The sequence below is a fragment of the Bifidobacterium apis genome (assembly GCF_036986835.1).
Classification (GTDB): Bacteria; Actinomycetota; Actinomycetes; order Actinomycetales; family Bifidobacteriaceae; genus Bombiscardovia; species Bombiscardovia apis_A.
In genome coordinates this window covers 26,068-43,033 of record NZ_BTXD01000003.1, presented here as the reverse complement: position 1 = coordinate 43,033, position 16,966 = coordinate 26,068, and the positions used below count along the sequence as shown (strand labels likewise).

Genomic DNA, 16,966 nt, shown 5'->3' with positions numbered 1-16,966 from the left:
TTGCCCCCTGTCAGCTCTTGGCGATGACTGCCCGGTTATCGAAGTAAACCAGCCTGAACTTGCCGATCATGATCTCATCTCCGTTGTGCAGGTCGGCCTGATCCACGCGTTCGCGATTGACGTAGGTGCCGTTGAGGCTGCCCGTGTCCTCGACACGGAAGCCATGATCGGTCCGTACGAATATGGCGTGCGCCCGGGAGACCGTCGAGTCGTCCAACAGAATGTCCGCCTTCGGATCGCGGCCCACACTGACCTGGTCTTCGTCCAGCAGATAGCGCGATCCCGACACCGCTCCCCTGGTGGAGATCAGCAGGGCTGTACCCTCAGGCAATCGGGCCATGGTCTCCAGATCGTCCTTGGTAAGTGGACGGTCACCGTTGGAGGTGACTGGAATGTTCAGGGCCGGCATGCCGATGATGGTCGTCTCGCCCGCAGTGGGAATAGGATCTGTCATAATTGCCTATTCTACAGGCTTTGCATACTGATAGTCCTGCACGCGTCGAACCTGGTCGATTCTGACACTATCGGACTGGTCCACCGATACGGATGCATGGAATTGCACCTTGATCCGCGAGCCCACTCCCCCGGCGATCTGAATGGCGTTCTGTAGGCTGTCCGGGTCCCCGATGGCCTTGACGACATAGGGGCTGTGCAACTTGGCGTGGTCGCACTGCAGGCCGGTGCGGGTATCCAGCAGATAGGTGTTGGTGACCACCCGGACATCATTGAAGGATATGACCTCGGCCCCGGCGTTGCGCAGCTCCTCAATCAGGTTGAACATGGTGGAGGCATCCACACGATCACTGTCCTCGGTGACCCTCACCACCACTCCCCTGCCCTGTGCAGGCAGCCGTCCGGACAGAATGCCACTGCTCTGTTCGTTCTGCTGGGCGATGCGGGCGGCCTCCTTTTGCTTGTCGGCGGCAGATTTAATCGAGGTAAGCTGCTGGTTGAGCTGGCTCTTGCGCTCCTCCAGCTTGTCGACCTGATTGCTGGTCTCGTCCAGCACCCGCACCAGCTCTTCCTCGGACAGGCTCTGGTAGGAGGACTGGTTATTGCGCACCTGGACGGCGTACCCGAAGCCCAGCAGCGCACACATAAGGGCAACCAGGACGCTGGTGACCAGCCTGACCCTGGTGGCGTTGGAGTTGAGTGTGCGCAGAGGCCTCCGGCGAACCACAGGGAAAGCGCCGGTCTGCGTATCGTCGGATGGGGCCCTGACCCGCCCAGGCCGCCTGGGTGGGATACTCTTGGGCATCTGTTCATCGCGTTTCTTCCTGAGGGTGTGTCTCATATGATCACCCCTTGAAAATGAACCGCCGAATAGCGGAGACGTTGGAGAAGATGCGGATGCCCAGAACCACTATGACGGCCGTGGACAGCTGGGAGCCCACGCCAAGCTGGTTGCCCAGGAAGACCAGCAGAGTGGCGGTGATCACGTTGGAGATGAAGGAGACCACGAAGACCCGGTCCGAGAAGCTGCGCTCGAAGTAGGAACGGACCGCGCCCATCAATGCATCCAGGGCCGCCACCACCATAATGGGCAGGTAGGGCTGCAGGACGATGGGAATGTCGGGCTTGAGGAAGATGCCCGCCACCACGCCTAGGATCAGGCCGAGAATTGCCGACATGTCAATGACTCCTTCCGGCATAGGACAGATTGGGCAGACCGACAGCATTCAGGTTCAGGCGCCGCTGCTTGTTCACATTGACGGTGATGTTCGCATTCTTCAGGTCACGCAGACGATTCTGCAGATCGCTGCGAGCCATCAGATCAGACAGGGCGCCCTGGTCGCCTATGGCCTCGATCTTATAGGGCGCCTCGATGGAGGCGGTCCCCACCAGGATGGTCTGACCGGCCGTGCGCACTGAAGTCTGCGTTCCTATTCTATTTCCGTTGATGGCGATGGCCTCGGCTCCCGCAGACCAAAGCTTGGTCAGAAACCACTGCAGGTCCTGGTCCGTGACCAGTTTGATCTGATCAGCATTGTCCCGGGCATCCTTGGAGGCTATAGGGTTGGCCAGGGTGATGACGATGCCCTGGCCCTGCACCTTGCTGGTACCGTTGGTCAGATCGTCGGCGGTCTGCATGTCGTTCCGGCCCTGGCCACCCACTTGACCCGAAAGCGTGTCGATATTGCCGTTGAGGTCAGAAATCTGCCCGTTGAGGTCGTTGGCACGCTTGCTGACCGCCTCTACCTGGGTAATCAGCTTTTCGCGCACCTTCTGACGCGGGTCCCTATGCAGCACCTGCACTATGCCCGTCCCCGCCAAGCCGACCAGCATGCAGATGACGAAGACCAGGATCCTGTTCACCCAGACACTCACCGGTGATCTGCGCTCAGCGGGCAGCAGGCGGGCATCCTCGAACATGGGATCCATGGGACGGTTGGTCAGGTCATCGATCAGCCTCAGGGACTCATCGGCCATGCGCCGACGATTGGACTCCTGGGAGGGCTCGGAGCTCTCCTCATCCACATAGTGGCGCTCCAGGCCGGCAGTGGAATGCGAAAAAGCCGCCCGGCGGTGAATCAGGGCACGGTCGGGCGGCACGGGGAAGGATTCAGGCGTCATCTGTGGCTCAGTCATGATGGCCGTCCTGATGGTCCTGATGGTCCTGACGAAGCAGTCCAATGCCTTGACGTGCGTAGATCAGCCCTGCCAGCCAGTAGAGCGCCACACCCCAGATGACGGCGGCAAGAGCCACCAGATGGAAGAAGCGGAAGAAGGCGGAAGTGCCCACATCCGCAAAGATCAGGGCAGGTATGGCAAGCATGAGCACGGCCGTTCCGGTCTTGCCCGCGAAGTGCACCGGCAGAGGGCCGTAGTTGTGTTGGGCCAGAGCCAGAACCAGCAGGCCCATGAGCACGTCCCTGGCACCGACCAGGGCCAGAAGCCACCAGGGCAGTATTGAGGCGATGCTCAGGGCAAGGACGGAGCAGAGAATGAGCAGACGATCGGCCACCGGGTCCAGAATCTGCCCCAGCTTGCTGACCTGGTTGAACCTGCGGGCAATGATCCCATCCACACCGTCCGACAGGGCCGAAATCAGCATGACCACCAGGGAGATGATCAGATGCCGGTTGGCCACCAGGTAGGCAATAAGGGGTATGGACAGGATACGAAGCAGGCTGATGACATTGGGTACGGTGAGAATTACCGACCGCGGCTCAGGGCTGTACCTGCTGCGTGAAATTCGATCGATCAGTGCCATCCGACTACATTCTAGAGGCTTGAAGGGCTGTTACAAGGATGGCGCGCGCGCCAATCTCATAAAGCCGGTCCATGAGGTTGTTCACCTGGTCCCTGGGTACCATGGCCCTGACCGCCGCCCACTGCTTGTCGTGCAGGGAGGAGACTGTCGGCGACTCGTACCCGGGCGTGATGCCCACAGCCATGGCTACACGCTCAACCGGGATGTCGTAATCCATCAGCACATAGCGGCGGGCTGTCAGCACACCTTCCAGCCTACGGGACATGACCGCCAGGCGCTCATCATCCGGATCCAGGCGGGGCGATCTGATGAGAATACCCTCCGACTTCAGAATGGGATCGCCGAAGACCCGAAGCCCGGCGTTGCGCAGGGTGGTGCCGGTGGAGACCACATCGGCTATGAGGTCAGCCACCCCAAGCTGAACCGACGACTCCACTGCCCCGTCCAAGTGGATCAGTTCGGCCTTGAGCCCCTTACTGGTCAGGTAGTCTTCAAGAAGCCGGTCGAAGGTGGTGCCGATCCGCTTGCCGTCCACGTCCTGCAGGGTGTTGATGGAGCTGGCCTCCGGAGCGGCGAACCTGAAGGTGGAAGCGCCGAATCCCAGCTGGGCGACCTCGACGGCCCCGGTACCCGAATTCAACAGAAGATCACGCCCGGTGATGCCCAGATCGATGGTTCCCAGGCCGACATAGACCGCTATATCGTTGGGTCTCAGGTAAAAGAGCTGGATGTCGTTGTCGACGTCGTCGACCACCAGCTGCCGATCGTTGGAACGCAGACGATAGCCGGACTCTGACAGCAGTCTCCATGCGGGCTGGGACAACATGCCTTTATTGGGCACCGCGACCTTCAACACGGCAACCTCCTAATTGCGGAAGCGAATCTACAGCGGAATGGGATTGGGGGGTCACAGGTACCTGTAGACATCCTCCAAGGTAATGCCCCGATCGATCATCATGACCTGGATGTGATACAGCAGCTGGCTCATCTCCTCGGCGGTCCGCTCCTTGCCCTCATACTCAGCGGCGATCCAGGTTTCTCCGGCCTCTTCATTGATTTTCTTGCCGATGAAATGCGTGCCCTTGTCCAGCTCGTCAACAGTCAAGGATCCTTCTGGGCGCTCCTTGGCCTTGGTCGTGAGCTCCTCAAACAACCCATCGAAGGTCTTCATCTGGCTATCTCCGTTCTTCCTGCAAAACCTGTCAGTCCTTGTAGCTTACCTGCGCGGCCTGCCTGATCTGGTCAATGGCCTTGGCCGGGTCGTCGGCACCGTAGACCGCAGAGCCTGCCACCAGGACATCGGCTCCAGCCTCTGCGACGATGGGGGCCGTGGTGGGGCTTACCCCGCCATCCACCTGGATGTGGGTCTTGAGTCCGCGGGCGGTGATCTGGTCACGCAGGCGGCGGGTCTTGGGCATCTGATTGTCCAGGAACTTCTGGCCGCCGAAGCCTGGTTCCACGGTCATGACCAGAATCATGTCAAATTCATCGAGAATATCGAAAATGGGCTCCACGGGTTCGGCAGGGCGCACGGCCAGACAGGCCTTGACCCCCATGTCGTGCAGCTGGCGGGCCAGACGGACCGGGGCATGGACGGCTCCGGTGTGGAAGGTGACGGAGGCGACACCCAGCTTGGCGAATTCAGGGGCCCAGCGGTCGGGGTCCTCGATCATCAGATGCACGTCAACCGGCAGGTCGGTCACCTGGCAGATGCGCTCCACCACAGGCTCGCCAAGCGTCAGGTTGGGAACGAAATGGTGGTCCATCACATCCACGTGGACCATATCGGCATTGGCAATAGCCTTGAGATCCCGCTCCAGGTTGGCGAAATCGGCGGAAAGAATGCTTGGTGCTATCTGAATGCTCATGGAGATTATTCTATGTTGTGCGGAAGACTGGCGGCACGGGTTTGTAGCTCAATTACACAGGTCCCGACCCTTGGGTGGCCGACCCCCGCCCTACTTGCTCCGGGCCTCGGATTCCTGACGGACCTCAAGCTCGGTGATGGTCCTCAGCTTTTCGGACAGCAGGGAGGTCGGCTTGCCCTTGCGCCCGATGAGGACGAAGGCTGCAGCCGCCAGGAAGAAGACCGTCATGGAAACCCAGACGTTGATCCTGACCCCGAGGAATTCGTGGGCGAAGTCGATGCGAAGGGCCTCGATCCAGGTGCGCCCCAGGGTGTACCACATGACATAGAGGGCGAAGAGGGATCCGGCCTTGAGCACATTCACCGCCTTGTGGCCGATCCAGACCAGGAGGGCCGCGCCGATCAGGTTCCAGATCATCTCGTATAGGAATGTGGGCTGAAAGAGGGTGCCGGTCGGGCAGGTGGACCCGTCGTAGCACTGTTCGCTGCTGCCGATGGCGGAACCTGCCGCATCGATCTTCAGACCCCAGGGCAGCGTGGTGGGAGCCCCGTAGAGCTCCTGATTGAACCAGTTGCCCAGTCGCCCGATGGCCTGGGCAACCAGAAGGGCCGGAGCCACGCTGTCGGCCAGCAGGGCCGTCGGATAATTCTTGTGACGGCACCAGGCCCAGGCCGCCAGGGCTCCCAGGAGGACGGCACCCCAGATGCCCAGACCCCCACGCCAGATGCGCAGGATGTCCGCTGGGTTGCCATCAGCTCCGAAGTAGCGTTCCGGAGTGGTGATGACGTGGTAGAGCCTTGCGCCGACTATGCCGGCCGGTACCGCACAGATGGCGATGTCCAGAATCTGGTCGGTTCGGCCACCCTCCTTCTTCCAGCGCCTGGCCGTGATCCAGGCAGCCACGATGATGGCCAGGAGCATGGTCAGCGCATAGAACCTGATGGTGACCGGCCCCAGTTGAAAGCTGGATATTCCCGGCGATGGAATGTAGGCAAGCGTCATAAAGCTCCAATCTAGCCCCTGGACCTTACAGCCCCATTCACTTCCTGGCCTGGGATATGCCCCAGCGCAGGTCGGAGCAGATCTCGGCCAGGGCCTCCAGAGCCTTTCTGCGGTCCTTCCGCGGCCTGCCCTCGTCATCCAGAAGACAGTGCACCAGGGCCGAGCCGACGATGACCCCATCCGCGTAGGCGCCGACCTGGGAGGCCTGCTGGGCGGTCGAAACCCCGATGCCCACGCACACATACGGAGCTCCCGCATGCCTGACTCTCGCCACCAGGTTCTGAGCCGAGTTGGACATACTGGTTCGCTCGCCGGTCACGCCCATCCGGGAGGTCGCATAGACGAAGCCCCTGGCGGCTCGGGAGGTGAGCTGCAGACGTGCATCGGTGGAGTCGGGCGAGACCAGATAGACCCGGTCGAGGCCATAGCGGTCCGACTGCTCTATCCATTCCCCGGATTCGTCGACGATCAGATCCGGGGTGACCAGCCCGGACCCTCCGGCCTCGGCCATGCGCCGCGCAAAATCAGCTACCCCATGATGCAGAATCAGATTCCAGTAGCTCATGACCAGAGCCCTTGCACCGTCCGCCTGGACCTGGCGGACAGCATCGAAGACACCCTCGACCTTGACACCATTGTCGATGGCGCACTTGCTGGCCGCCTGGATGACCGGACCATCCATGACCGGGTCGCTGTAGGGCAGTCCGATCTCAACGATGTCGACCCCGCTTTTCACCATGACCCGCATGGCCTCCAGGGATGTGGACACGTCGGGGAATCCGTAGGGGAAGTAGCCGATGAAGGCCGGCCTGCCCTGCTGGCGAAGGGCCTGCAGCGTAGATGCCACCGGACTGGCCGTGCGACTGAACCCCATGGGCTGTGCGGGCTGGACCGGCTGGACGGGGGCTTTCTGCCATTGCCATTGCTGGTTGACCATCAACGGGCCTCCTCTTCTGCTTGATCGCTCTTGCTGTGCCCTGCCTGGGCTTCCAGATCGTTGGCCTCCTGCTCGGACAGGTAGCCGAACCATCTGCCCGCCGTGGCCACATCCTTGTCGCCCCTGCCCGAGATGTTGATCAGAATGACAGGATTACTGATTCCCTTGCGCAGAAGGTCCGTGGCCGCCTTGCTAGCTCCTGCCAAGGCGTGCGAGGACTCCAGGGCAGGGATGATGCCCTCGGTCCGGCAGAGGTCGCTGAAAGCCTGCATGGCCTCCTTGTCGGTCGCATAGTCGTACTTGACCCGGCCCATGTCGTGCAACCAGGCGTGCTCGGGCCCCACCGAGGCGTAATCCAGGCCGGCGGAGATGGAGTAGGTATCCATGGTCTGGCCCTGGTCGTCCTCCAGCAGATAGGACTTGGTCCCCTGGAAGACGCCGACCTGTCCTGTGTCTGGCGACAAGCGGATGGCGTGCTTGCCCGAGCTGGGCCCGTCTCCACCGGCCTCGTATGCGTAGAGGCAGACCCGGGGATCGTCCAGGAAGGTGTTCATGATGCCTATGGCGTTGGAGCCGCCGCCCACGCAGGCCACAACCCCGTCAGGATGGTCGATGCCATATGCGGAAAGCTGTGCGGAGGCCTCTTCGCCGATGATCTTCTGAAAGTCCCTGACTATGGTCGGGAAGGGATGGGGGCCGGCCACCGTGCCCAGCAGGTAGTGGGTGGACTCCACGTTGGTCACCCAGTCGCGCAGGGCCTCGTTGATGGCGTCCTTGAGAATTCTGGTCCCGGTGGTCACCTCCACTACTTCGGCTCCCAGCATCCGCATCCTGGCCACGTTCAGGGCCTGCCTGCGGGCGTCGATCTGGCCCATGTAGATCCGGCACTTGAAGCCCAGGAGGGCGCAGACCGTAGCCGTGGCCACGCCGTGCTGACCGGCTCCGGTCTCCGCGATGACGCGTGTCTTGCCCATACGCTTGACCAGGAGCCCTTGACCCAGGGCGTTGTTGATCTTGTGGGCGCCCGTGTGGTTCAGATCCTCCCTCTTCAGGAATACCCTGACCTGGCCGCCGACCCGATCGCTGATCAGCTTGGCGAACCTGGGAGCCGGCGTCAGAGCCGAGGGACGCCCCACATAGACCCGGTTGAGCCTGTTCAACTCCTCGCGGAAGGCCGGATCGGCCTTGGCCTCCTTGTAGACGCGCTCCAGCTCGTCCAGGGCACCAACCAGGGCCTCGGGTACGAAACGTCCGCCATATGGGCCGAAATAGGGACCGTCATGGGTCGACAGGGGCCTGGCCTCGGCGGCCTTGAAGCGGTGACCGGCCTGAACCAGCAAGCGGACGGTGCCCTCCCGGTCCTGGGAGGTGACCAGTCCTTCTCCTATCAGGACCGCATCGGCCCCGGCCCGGGCGTACCGCTCAAGCTCGACTGTGCCGAACACTCCGGACTCGGCCACCTTCACCACGTCCTTGGGCAGGTTGGAGGCCAGCCGGGCATACTGGTCGACGTCGACGCTCAGGTCCTTCAGATTCCGAGCGTTGATGCCGATCACCCTGGCACCGGCCGCAATGGCCCGCTCGATCTCCTGTCGATCATGCGTCTCGACCAGAGCGGTCATGCCCAGGCTCCCGGACAGGTCGAGCAGGTGCTTGAGGCGGGTGTCATCCAAGGCCGCCACAATCAACAGGATCATATCGGCCCCATTGGCCCTGGACTCCCAGACCTGGTAGTCGGAGACAATGAAATTCTTGTTGAGCACGGGAATGCCCACGGCCTGCCTGACCTGCTGCAGATCCTCCAAGGACCCCAGGAAGCGCCTGCCCTCGGTCAGGACCGATATGGCCGAGGCGCCCCCATTGGCATACTGCCGGGCCAGGGCGGCAGGATTCTTGATGTCGGCAAGATACCCCTTGGAGGGCGAGGCGCGCTTGATTTCCGCGATGATCGGAATGCCGACGCTCTCCCGGAGCAGTCGGCCGGCGTCCAGAGGTTTGCGCTTCATGCTCCTGACCTGTTGCTTGAGGCTTTCCAAGGGAATCTTCTGTACCCGGCCCCTGGCATCCTCCACGGCGCCGGCCACCAGTTCATCCAAGACGGTCATAGAGCCCTTCCCTCCAGTTTTTTGTGTGCTCCCTGCCACAACCTTAGCGTCTTTCTGCACTGGATTACCCTTCCTCGCTCTGCATTTGTGCCTGCGTACGGTTGCCCTGCACCGCCGGCAAGGGTCCTCCGGCCTCGAAACACGACCTGTGTCCGGTGTGGCAGGCCGCCCCCACCTGGTCTACTTCGATAAGCAGCGCGTCCCCGTCGCAGTCGATGCTGACTCCCTTGACGTATTGGACGTGCCCGGAGGTGTCTCCCTTGCGCCAGTATTCCTGCCTGGAGCGGGACCAGAAGGTGACCCTACCCGTGGTCAGGGTCCGTCTCAAGGCCTCCTCATCCATGTACCCGACCATGAGCACCTGACGGCTGTCATACTGCTGGACCACAGCGGCCACAAGTCCCTTGGCATCCTTCTTGAGCCTGGTCGCTATGCTCGGATCCAAACGTGCTTCCCGGTCCTTCGAAGACTGTGACATTGATCCTCGTTCTCCTGATTTGTTCGACATGACCTTATCGGTTGATTGTCTATGGTATGGGTATGGTTCCCCGATGGCTGCCGACAGGGCTTACAAATGCCAAGCACCGTGCGGTGCCGAAATTATCTGCGGGATTGGTTCAGGCCTGCCATCGAACCGGATACCCGGCCGTATGAAGCGCCTGCTTGACGTCCTTGATGGAAACCTGGCCAAAATGGAAGACGGAAGCCGCCAGAACCGCGTCGGCCCCGGCCTTGACAGCAGGAGGAAAATCGGCGGCCTTGCCTGCCCCTCCACTGGCGATGAGCGGAAGTGATACGACCTTGCGCACGTCGGCGATCATCTCCAGATCGAAGCCCTGACGGGTGCCGTCCGCATCCATGGAATTGAGGAGTATCTCACCGGCCCCGAGCTCCTGGGCCTGCTTGACCCAATCGATGGCATCGATGCCGGTGGACTGGTGGCCCCCCATGGCGGTCACCTCGTATCCTGAGGTAATGCCCTGCGCATCAGATCGGCGGGCATCGACCGAAAGGACTAGAACCTGGCGGCCGAACCGCTGGGCGATGTCGCCGATGACCTGCGGATTGGCGATGGCTGCCGTGTTGATGCCGACCTTATCGGCGCCTGACCGCAGGAGGGTATCGACATCCTGCGGGTTGCGCACGCCTCCGCCGACGGTCAGCGGAATGAAGATCTGGTCGGCGGTGCTCTTGACCAGGTCCACCATGGTGGCCCGTCCGCTGCCTGAAGCGGTCACATCCAGGAAGGTCAGTTCGTCAGCTCCCTGGCGGTAGTAGGCCGAAGCCAGTTCGACCGGATCACCCGCATCGCGCAGATTCTTGAAGTGGACGCCTTTGACCACACGGCCCTGGTCGACATCAAGGCAGGGAATGACACGAACCGCTACCGTCATGCGACCTGCCTTCCTGCCTGAACCGAATTGTTTGAGTCACGACCTTAGCTTCTGCGGTGTCTGAAGACCATGGCATGTCCACACTATGGCATGACCTCATTGCATAACGCTGAATCAGGCCTGAAGCTTGACGGCCTTGGCTGCCAGCTGCCCGCAGGCACCGTCGATGTCAGATCCGCGGGTGTCCCTCATGGTTGCAGTGATGCCGGCCTTGTGGAGGATGTCCAGGAAGCGCTGCTCGTCCTCGGGCTTGGATGCAGTCCAGCGAGACCCCTCAATCGGATTCAGGGGTATGGGGTTGACGTGCGCCCAGTCGTCCCCGTAGTGGTTGAGGCGCTTGGCCAGGAGGCGGGCATGCTCGGCCTGGTCGTTGATGCCGCGCATCAGGGCGTACTCGATGCTGACCCGCCTGCCGCTGGCCAGATAGTAGTCGTGGGCCGCGTCCAGGACCTGGGTGGTGTTGAAGCGGCGGTTCATGGGAACCAGCTCGTCGCGCAGCTTGTCGCTGGGGGCATGGAGGGAGACGGCCAGACGGACCGGTATTCCCTCTCGGGTCAGCTTGCGAATGCCGGGGACCACGCCGACCGTGGAGACGGTGATGTTCCTGGCTGAGATGCCGAATCCCTTGGGCGGCAGGGCGCTGATCTGCCTGACTGCGGACAGGACAGCCCGGTAGTTGCCCATGGGCTCGCCCATCCCCATGAAGACGATGTTGCTCAGGCGCCCCGGACCTCCGGCAACCTGTCCGGACCGCATCATCCGGGAGGCGGCCCTGACCTGTTCCAGAATCTCGCCGGTCGACATGTTCCTGGTCAACCCAAGCTGACCTGTAGCGCAGAAGGGGCAACCCATGCCGCAGCCGACCTGGCTGGAGATGCAGAGTGTGGCCCTGGAAGGGTAGCGCATGAGCACGGACTCGATCCTGGACCCGTCGAAGAGCTCCCAGAGGGTCTTGATGGTCGTCCCCTGATCCGCCTTCTGAACGGTGACCGGGGTGATCAGCTCAGGAAAGAAGTGGCGTGCGGCCTCTTGGCGGCTGGCCGAGGGAAAGTCCGTGAAGTCGTCCGGGTTGGTGGACAGATGGTTGAAGTAATGGTTGGCCAGCTGCGAGACCCGGAATTTAGGCAGGCCCATTTGAGCGCAGACCTCCTGGCGCTCCTTCTGGTCCATGTCGGTAAAGTGACGAGGCGGCTTGCCTCGACGCGCATGGTCGGCCGCCAGCACGTCCCTGAAGGCGCCATCCTTGCCTCCCGGGGTGATGCCGGTCTCAGGCTCGACACCGGTCAAATCGACATCTGTCATACCTCTACCTCATCCTGTATCAGTCATCCGACCATCAATTCCGGTCACAGGCCGGTGATCAAAAGCACCAGTGTGATGAATGGTGCGGACATGAGGATGGAATCCACCCTGTCCAGCACCCCGCCGTGACCCTTGAGCAGGTGGCCCATGTCCTTGATCCCCAGATCGCGTTTGATCAAGGATGCGCTCAGGTCCCCGAGGGTGCCTGTGGCTCCGACCATGATGCCCATGAGCAGGGCGACCCACCAAATCCGTCCCCAATACGCTATGGGATAGGTGGCTGCGAAGATAACCAGGGCGCCGATCAGGCAGCAGAGCATGGAGCCTGCCAACCCCTCCAGCGACTTGCCGGGAGAGATGCGGGGCGCGATCTTGTGCTTGCCGAAGAGCGAGCCGAAGAGCAGTCCGCCGATGTCGCTTAAGGCGGGCAGGAAAATCACCATGAAGGCATGTGCTGCAGGATGCCCGCCGAAGGTGGTGGGGAGGGTTATCAGACAGGCCAGGAGGGTGATGTAGACAACAGTCAGGAGGGTGACGCCCACATTGGCCAGGCTGCTTGACCGGGGCTCCCCCTCTGCGGTCCCGTAGGATGCATCGGCCATGGTCTGCGCGTCCTTGCCCGACAGCTTGGCGTTCACCGCCTTGACCAGCCGACCGCCCAGGCGATGGTTGCGCGTGGCCGCAAGAGCCCCGACCAGGGCGGTGACCAGAACTCCAGCGGTCATGACCGCCACATGGTCAGGCGCGTAGAAGGAGGCCAGCATGGTGACCGCCGAACAGACCCAGAGCTCGACCACCGGTATATGCAGGCCCGCCGTGGCAAAATCCACCCTGAGCTCCCAGAGCCCCAGGGTCATGAAGATCACGATCAGGTAGATGAATGCGTCGATGCGCACCAGGATGCAGGCCAGGATGATGACCACCAGAAGCGCGCCGGTGGCCACCGCCTGCGGCATGTTGCGCCCGGTCCGCTTGTTCAGGGTTGCGACGGCATCCTGACCGGCCTTCTCGGCAGAGCTTTCCTTGGTACTCATGAAGTGTTAATCCTCCCCAGGCGGGATCAGACCTCGAGGATCTCCTTCTCCTTGGCATCCAGGAGCTGGTCGATCGTGTCGTTCTTCTGCTTGGTGACAGTCTCCAGCTCCTTCTGCAGCCGGTTGCCCTCGTCCTCGCCCAGGTCGCCATCCTTGACCTTGGCCTCCAGCTCCTCCTTGACCTTGCGCCGGATGTTGCGGACGGCCACCTTGCCCTCCTCGGCCTTGTTCTTGGCCAGCTTGACGTAGTCCCGGCGGCGCTCCTCGGTCAGCTCGGGCATGGTGACCCTGATGACGTTGCCGTCACGGCTGGGGTTGACGCCCAGGTCCGAATCGCGGATGGCCTTCTCGACTGCGCCTGCCTGTGAGGGATCGAAGGGGGTGACAGCCAGGGTGCGAGGCTCCGGGACGCCGATGGACGCCAGCGACTTGATGGGCGTGGGAGTGCCGTAGTACTCAACCATGATGTCGTTGAGGAAGGAGGGGTTGGCTCGCCCGGTCCTGATCCCCGAGAAGTTCTCCTTGGTTGCCTCGATGCTCTTGTCCATCTGCCTTCCGGCCTGGTCCACCACTGTGGTCATCATCTGCTCCTTGCTGTATGGACCATCCGCCTGTGCGCGCGAGGTCCGTCATTCTTATACTCTACGGCCATGGGGCCACAGGGGCCAAGCGGCGCGGGGTGTGCCCTCAACCGGTCACAGGGTACGATCAGGACCGCCATGGACCAGGGTGCCCAGACGCTGGCCCTTGAGCGCTCCGGTCACGTTGCCTTCACCTTCCAGTCCGAAGACTCGGATGGGCATGTCGTTGTCACGGGCCATGGACAGGGCTGCCGCGTCCATAACGGCCAGATTGTCCACCAGGGCCCGCTGGTAGCTCAGATTGGTGAACATGCGCGCAGAAGCCTGCTTGTGCGGATCAGCCGTATACACGCCGTCCACACCGTTCTTGCCCATCAGAACCTCGACGCAATGAATCTCCAAGGCCCGTTGGATGGAGACGGTATCAGTTGAGAAATAAGGCATACCGGATCCGGCGCCGAAGATGACCACGCGCCCCTTCTCCAGGTGACGTATGGCCTTGAGCGGGATGTAGGGCTCGGCCACCTGGCCCATGGTGATGGCTGTCTGCACCCTGGTGGCCTGACCATCCTGCTCCAGGAAGTCCTGCAGGGCCAGGCAGTTCATGACCGTGCCCAGCATACCCATGTAATCGCCGCGCGAGCGTTCGATTCCGGCCTGGCTGAGCTCCGCACCGCGGAAGAAGTTGCCGCCACCCACCACGATGGCCACCTGAACGCCGCTCTGCACCGCCTGGACGATCTCCTTGGCCACCCGCTTGACCACCTGCACGTCGATACCGACTTCGCCTCCCCCGAAGGCCTCTCCGGAGAGCTTGAGCAGCACACGACGAGGCGATGCTGGGGTTTGCGCTGAATCGGATCCGGTCATAAAAGCCCTTTCTCCAAACATGATGACAGGCGGAATACGCCGCTAACCAGGGTATCGAGGCTGGACGACAACCCCCCCACCCGAGAGGCCCAGGACAAAAGTAGGGGAGCGACCACGAAAGCCACTCCCCTACCATCAATGCCGGTCGCCTGCCCATCCTTTAGACAGGATCAGGCGAGATGACCCAAGACATTTCCGTGCTGCTTACTACTCCTCGTCGCCCTTGCCGACCTCGAGCCGGGCGAAGGCCAGGGCCTTGCCGCCAGCCTGCTTGAAGAGGTCGCCAATGGTCTTGGAGGTGTCCTTGACGTACTGCTGCTCCAGCAGGACGGTCTCCTTGAAGAAGGCGTTCAGACGCCCCTCGACGATCTTGGGAATGATCTTCTCGGGCTTGCCTTCGGCCTGGGACTTCTCGGTGGCCACGCGACGCTCGGACTCCACCACGTCGGCCGGCACATCCTCCCGGCTGAGCCACTTGGGGCTCATGGCGGAGATCTGCAGGGCCACCTCATGGGCGACCTGGGCACCGGCCTCATCAGTGGCGATCATGGCCACGATGGAGGGGGGCATCTCCACGGACTTGCGGTGGGCGTAAATCTCCACACGGGGACCTTCGACCCGGGCCACCTGGCCGACCTTGACGTGCTCGTGGAAGAGCGCGCCGGCCTCCTCAACGGTCTCCTTGACGGTGCCGGACTTGGATGGAGCGGCATCGACCTGCTCGGCGTTGGAGGCATCAGCCTTGGCCACGTCGTCGATGACCTCCTGGCCGAACTCGATGAACTGAGGGGTCTTGGCCACGAAGTCGGTCTCGGAGTTGAGCTCGACGGCGTAGCCGATCTGGCCCTGTCCACCCTCGACGACGGTGGAGGCGATCAGGCCCTCCTGAGCCTTGCGGCCCTCACGGGCGCCTGCGGCCTGGATGCCGGTGGCGCGGATGATCTCCTTGGCGCGAGCCATGTCGCCCTCGGCCTCGGTCAGGGCCTTCTTGACGTCCATCATGCCGGCGCCGGTCTGATCACGTAGCTCCTTGATCAGTGCAGCGGTGATTTTTGCCATGAAACTCTCCTATCTAGACGTCAGATTTCAGGCGGCCTGATCGGCAGCGGGGGTCTCCTGCTGCTGCTCTTGCGCAGGCTGCTCGGCCTGGGCAGTCTCCTGCGCCTGCTCCTGCGGCTGTCCGTCCTTGTTCTCCAGCAGGTTCTTCTCCCACTCGGCCATGGGCTGGTCGGAGGCCTCCTCGGTCTTGGCGGCCTTGCCGGAGCGCTCCAGCAGACCGTCGGCCACGGCATCGGCCATGAGCCGGGTCAGCAGCTCGACGCCGCGAATGGCATCGTCGTTGGCGGGAATGGGGTAGGTGACGAGCTCAGGATCCGTGTTGGTGTCCACCAGGGCCACGACCGGGATGCCCAGCTTGTTGGCCTCGGAGACCGCCAGGGCCTCCTTGTTGATGTCGACCACGAACAGGGCCGAAGGGGTACGGCTCATGTTGCGGATGCCGCCCAGCTGACGCTCCAGCTTGTCCTTCTCGCGCCGCAGGAGCAGCAGCTCCTTCTTGGTCAGCCCCGAGCCATGCACGTCGTCGAAGTCCATCTCCTCCAGCTCCTTCAAGCGGCCGACCCGCTTGGTCACAGTCTGGAAGTTGGTCAGCATGCCGCCCAGCCAGCGCTCGGAGACGTAGGGCATGTTCACCCGGGTGGCCTGTGCCTTGATGGCCTCCTGGGCCTGCTTCTTGGTCCCCACGAAGAGCACGGTGCCGTTGTGGGCCACGGTCTGCTTGATGAAGTCATAGGCCTGGTCGATCAGACCGAGCGACTTGAAGAGGTTGATGATGTGGATGCCGTTGCGCTCCATCAGGATGTACTGCTTCACCTTGGGGTTCCAACGACGGGTCTGATGTCCGAAGTGGACGCCGGCCTTCAGCATTTCGCTCATGGTGATCTGTGCCATGTCCGTACCTTTCATTGTCGGTTATTGCCTGGCCATGTGCACCTGCGTGCAACTCCGAGGAGCCGACCGACACAGGACGTCGCGGACATGGCGCGAATTTGCGGCGTGTGTTCGGGAATACTCTTGGTGCGCCTGCCCACCCGTGACAGCGGACCTACGCAATGACACGCCGAAGTACAATAATACCCGAGGCCAATGACCTCGGGTATCGTGTTCGCCCTCTGCCTACCTGGCTGATCTCAACTGCTGCATGGCCTTGCGGCGGACGTCGCTCTCCAGCCGATCCACGTAGACATGGCCGTCCAGATGATCGCACTCGTGCTGGATCATCCGCCCCATGATGCCATGGCCTTCGAGGGTCACCGTCTTGCCGTCCAAATCGATGCCGTGGGCCCGAGCGTAGTCGGCCCGCCTGGTCGGATACCAGAGGTTGGGCAGGGACAGGCATCCCTCTTCGCCATACTGCTCGCCGGAGGTCTTGTCGATGACCGGATTGATGATGTAGCCTACCTTGCCGCCGATGTTATACGAGAAGACGCGCAGGCCCACGCCGATCTGGTTGGCCGACAGGCCTGCCCTGCCCGGGTCGTCGACAGTGTCCACCAGGTCACGCACCAGACTGCGCACAGCCGGGGTGATGCTGGTCACAGGATCGCAAGGTGTGCGCAAAACCGGATCGGGAACCACTCTGATTGTACGAATCGCCACT

General features: G+C 62.2%; 20 protein-coding genes. All 20 read right to left on the bottom strand.

Features of this window, described 5'->3' with window-relative positions:
- Positions 1-10 precede the first annotated feature (10 nt).
- On the bottom strand, positions 11-454 hold the full coding sequence (locus tag AACP62_RS07145; protein WP_029678886.1) for an FHA domain-containing protein: 444 nt from the start codon (positions 452-454) through the stop codon (positions 11-13).
- A 6-nt stretch (positions 455-460) separates the two neighbouring features.
- Complete coding sequence (locus AACP62_RS07140; protein ID WP_081709102.1) at positions 461-1,294, bottom strand: DUF881 domain-containing protein; 834 nt, start codon at positions 1,292-1,294, stop codon at positions 461-463.
- 4 nt (positions 1,295-1,298) lie between these two features.
- Positions 1,299-1,631, bottom strand: a complete 333-nt coding sequence (locus AACP62_RS07135; protein WP_015021764.1) for a small basic family protein — start codon at positions 1,629-1,631, stop codon at positions 1,299-1,301.
- Between the two features lies 1 nt (position 1,632).
- A complete protein-coding gene (locus AACP62_RS07130; protein WP_339347383.1) occupies positions 1,633-2,589 on the bottom strand; it encodes a DUF881 domain-containing protein in 957 nt (318 codons plus the stop codon).
- Positions 2,582-3,214 carry a CDP-alcohol phosphatidyltransferase family protein gene (locus AACP62_RS07125; protein WP_339347381.1) on the bottom strand — a complete coding sequence of 211 codons (633 nt, stop codon included), beginning with the start codon at positions 3,212-3,214 and terminating at the stop codon, positions 2,582-2,584. The genes AACP62_RS07130 and AACP62_RS07125 overlap by 8 nt, the downstream gene beginning before the upstream one ends.
- Positions 3,215-3,218: 4 nt before the next feature.
- A complete protein-coding gene (hisG, locus tag AACP62_RS07120) occupies positions 3,219-4,070 on the bottom strand; it encodes an ATP phosphoribosyltransferase (RefSeq protein WP_045935328.1) in 852 nt (283 codons plus the stop codon).
- A 51-nt stretch (positions 4,071-4,121) separates the two neighbouring features.
- On the bottom strand, positions 4,122-4,385 hold the full coding sequence (locus AACP62_RS07115) for a phosphoribosyl-ATP diphosphatase (protein WP_046322855.1): 264 nt from the start codon (positions 4,383-4,385) through the stop codon (positions 4,122-4,124).
- Positions 4,386-4,416: 31 nt separating this feature from the next.
- Positions 4,417-5,082, bottom strand: a complete 666-nt coding sequence (gene rpe, locus AACP62_RS07110) for a ribulose-phosphate 3-epimerase (protein ID WP_029678892.1) — start codon at positions 5,080-5,082, stop codon at positions 4,417-4,419.
- Between the two features lie 90 nt (positions 5,083-5,172).
- A complete protein-coding gene (lgt, locus tag AACP62_RS07105; protein WP_339347374.1) occupies positions 5,173-6,084 on the bottom strand; it encodes a prolipoprotein diacylglyceryl transferase in 912 nt (303 codons plus the stop codon).
- Between the two features lie 37 nt (positions 6,085-6,121).
- Positions 6,122-7,021, bottom strand: a complete 900-nt coding sequence (gene trpA, locus AACP62_RS07100; RefSeq protein ID WP_425332929.1) for a tryptophan synthase subunit alpha — start codon at positions 7,019-7,021, stop codon at positions 6,122-6,124.
- Positions 7,021-9,126 carry a tryptophan synthase subunit beta gene (gene trpB, locus AACP62_RS07095; protein WP_339347372.1) on the bottom strand — a complete coding sequence of 702 codons (2,106 nt, stop codon included), beginning with the start codon at positions 9,124-9,126 and terminating at the stop codon, positions 7,021-7,023. Before trpB ends, trpA begins: the two co-directional genes overlap by 1 nt.
- A 64-nt stretch (positions 9,127-9,190) precedes the next feature.
- Complete coding sequence (hisI, locus tag AACP62_RS07090) at positions 9,191-9,604, bottom strand: phosphoribosyl-AMP cyclohydrolase (protein WP_198177830.1); 414 nt, start codon at positions 9,602-9,604, stop codon at positions 9,191-9,193.
- 139 nt (positions 9,605-9,743) lie between these two features.
- Positions 9,744-10,520, bottom strand: coding sequence for an imidazole glycerol phosphate synthase subunit HisF (gene hisF / locus AACP62_RS07085; RefSeq protein WP_198177831.1), 777 nt, complete (start codon positions 10,518-10,520; stop codon positions 9,744-9,746).
- A 114-nt stretch (positions 10,521-10,634) separates the two neighbouring features.
- On the bottom strand, positions 10,635-11,822 hold the full coding sequence (gene rlmN / locus AACP62_RS07080; RefSeq protein WP_339347370.1) for a dual-specificity RNA methyltransferase RlmN: 1,188 nt from the start codon (positions 11,820-11,822) through the stop codon (positions 10,635-10,637).
- Positions 11,823-11,866: 44 nt separating this feature from the next.
- Entirely contained in the window at positions 11,867-12,856 is a 990-nt protein-coding gene (locus AACP62_RS07075; protein WP_339347369.1) for a phosphatidate cytidylyltransferase, read from the bottom strand.
- A gap of 26 nt (positions 12,857-12,882) precedes the next feature.
- A complete protein-coding gene (gene frr / locus AACP62_RS07070; protein ID WP_110412761.1) occupies positions 12,883-13,437 on the bottom strand; it encodes a ribosome recycling factor in 555 nt (184 codons plus the stop codon).
- Between the two features lie 114 nt (positions 13,438-13,551).
- A complete protein-coding gene (pyrH, locus tag AACP62_RS07065; RefSeq protein WP_029678901.1) occupies positions 13,552-14,307 on the bottom strand; it encodes a UMP kinase in 756 nt (251 codons plus the stop codon).
- Positions 14,308-14,514: 207 nt separating this feature from the next.
- Positions 14,515-15,366, bottom strand: coding sequence for a translation elongation factor Ts (gene tsf, locus AACP62_RS07060; protein ID WP_029678902.1), 852 nt, complete (start codon positions 15,364-15,366; stop codon positions 14,515-14,517).
- A 27-nt stretch (positions 15,367-15,393) separates the two neighbouring features.
- Entirely contained in the window at positions 15,394-16,257 is an 864-nt protein-coding gene (rpsB, locus tag AACP62_RS07055) for a 30S ribosomal protein S2 (protein ID WP_339347367.1), read from the bottom strand.
- A gap of 225 nt (positions 16,258-16,482) precedes the next feature.
- Positions 16,483-16,965 carry a peptide deformylase gene (locus AACP62_RS07050; RefSeq protein WP_015021747.1) on the bottom strand — a complete coding sequence of 161 codons (483 nt, stop codon included), beginning with the start codon at positions 16,963-16,965 and terminating at the stop codon, positions 16,483-16,485.
- Position 16,966: the final 1 nt, after the last annotated feature.

Excerpts from the sequence above, each read along its gene's own strand:
- AACP62_RS07145 (WP_029678886.1), bottom strand. The coding sequence starts at position 454 with ATGACAGATCCTATTCCCACTGCGGGCGAGACGACCATCATCGGCATG.
- AACP62_RS07140 (WP_081709102.1), bottom strand. The coding sequence starts at position 1,294 with ATGAGACACACCCTCAGGAAGAAACGCGATGAACAGATGCCCAAGAGT.
- AACP62_RS07135 (WP_015021764.1), bottom strand. The coding sequence starts at position 1,631 with ATGTCGGCAATTCTCGGCCTGATCCTAGGCGTGGTGGCGGGCATCTTC.
- AACP62_RS07130 (WP_339347383.1), bottom strand. The coding sequence starts at position 2,589 with ATGACTGAGCCACAGATGACGCCTGAATCCTTCCCCGTGCCGCCCGAC.
- AACP62_RS07125 (WP_339347381.1), bottom strand. The coding sequence starts at position 3,214 with ATGGCACTGATCGATCGAATTTCACGCAGCAGGTACAGCCCTGAGCCG.
- AACP62_RS07115 (WP_046322855.1), bottom strand. The coding sequence starts at position 4,385 with ATGAAGACCTTCGATGGGTTGTTTGAGGAGCTCACGACCAAGGCCAAG.
- rpe (WP_029678892.1), bottom strand. The coding sequence starts at position 5,082 with ATGAGCATTCAGATAGCACCAAGCATTCTTTCCGCCGATTTCGCCAAC.
- lgt (WP_339347374.1), bottom strand. The coding sequence starts at position 6,084 with ATGACGCTTGCCTACATTCCATCGCCGGGAATATCCAGCTTTCAACTG.
- trpA (WP_425332929.1), bottom strand. The coding sequence starts at position 7,021 with ATGGTCAACCAGCAATGGCAATGGCAGAAAGCCCCCGTCCAGCCGGTC.
- trpB (WP_339347372.1), bottom strand. The coding sequence starts at position 9,126 with ATGACCGTCTTGGATGAACTGGTGGCCGGCGCCGTGGAGGATGCCAGG.
- hisI (WP_198177830.1), bottom strand. The coding sequence starts at position 9,604 with ATGTCACAGTCTTCGAAGGACCGGGAAGCACGTTTGGATCCGAGCATA.
- hisF (WP_198177831.1), bottom strand. The coding sequence starts at position 10,520 with ATGACGGTAGCGGTTCGTGTCATTCCCTGCCTTGATGTCGACCAGGGC.
- rlmN (WP_339347370.1), bottom strand. The coding sequence starts at position 11,822 with ATGACAGATGTCGATTTGACCGGTGTCGAGCCTGAGACCGGCATCACC.
- AACP62_RS07075 (WP_339347369.1), bottom strand. The coding sequence starts at position 12,856 with ATGAGTACCAAGGAAAGCTCTGCCGAGAAGGCCGGTCAGGATGCCGTC.
- frr (WP_110412761.1), bottom strand. The coding sequence starts at position 13,437 with ATGACCACAGTGGTGGACCAGGCCGGAAGGCAGATGGACAAGAGCATC.
- pyrH (WP_029678901.1), bottom strand. The coding sequence starts at position 14,307 with ATGACCGGATCCGATTCAGCGCAAACCCCAGCATCGCCTCGTCGTGTG.
- tsf (WP_029678902.1), bottom strand. The coding sequence starts at position 15,366 with ATGGCAAAAATCACCGCTGCACTGATCAAGGAGCTACGTGATCAGACC.
- rpsB (WP_339347367.1), bottom strand. The coding sequence starts at position 16,257 with ATGGCACAGATCACCATGAGCGAAATGCTGAAGGCCGGCGTCCACTTC.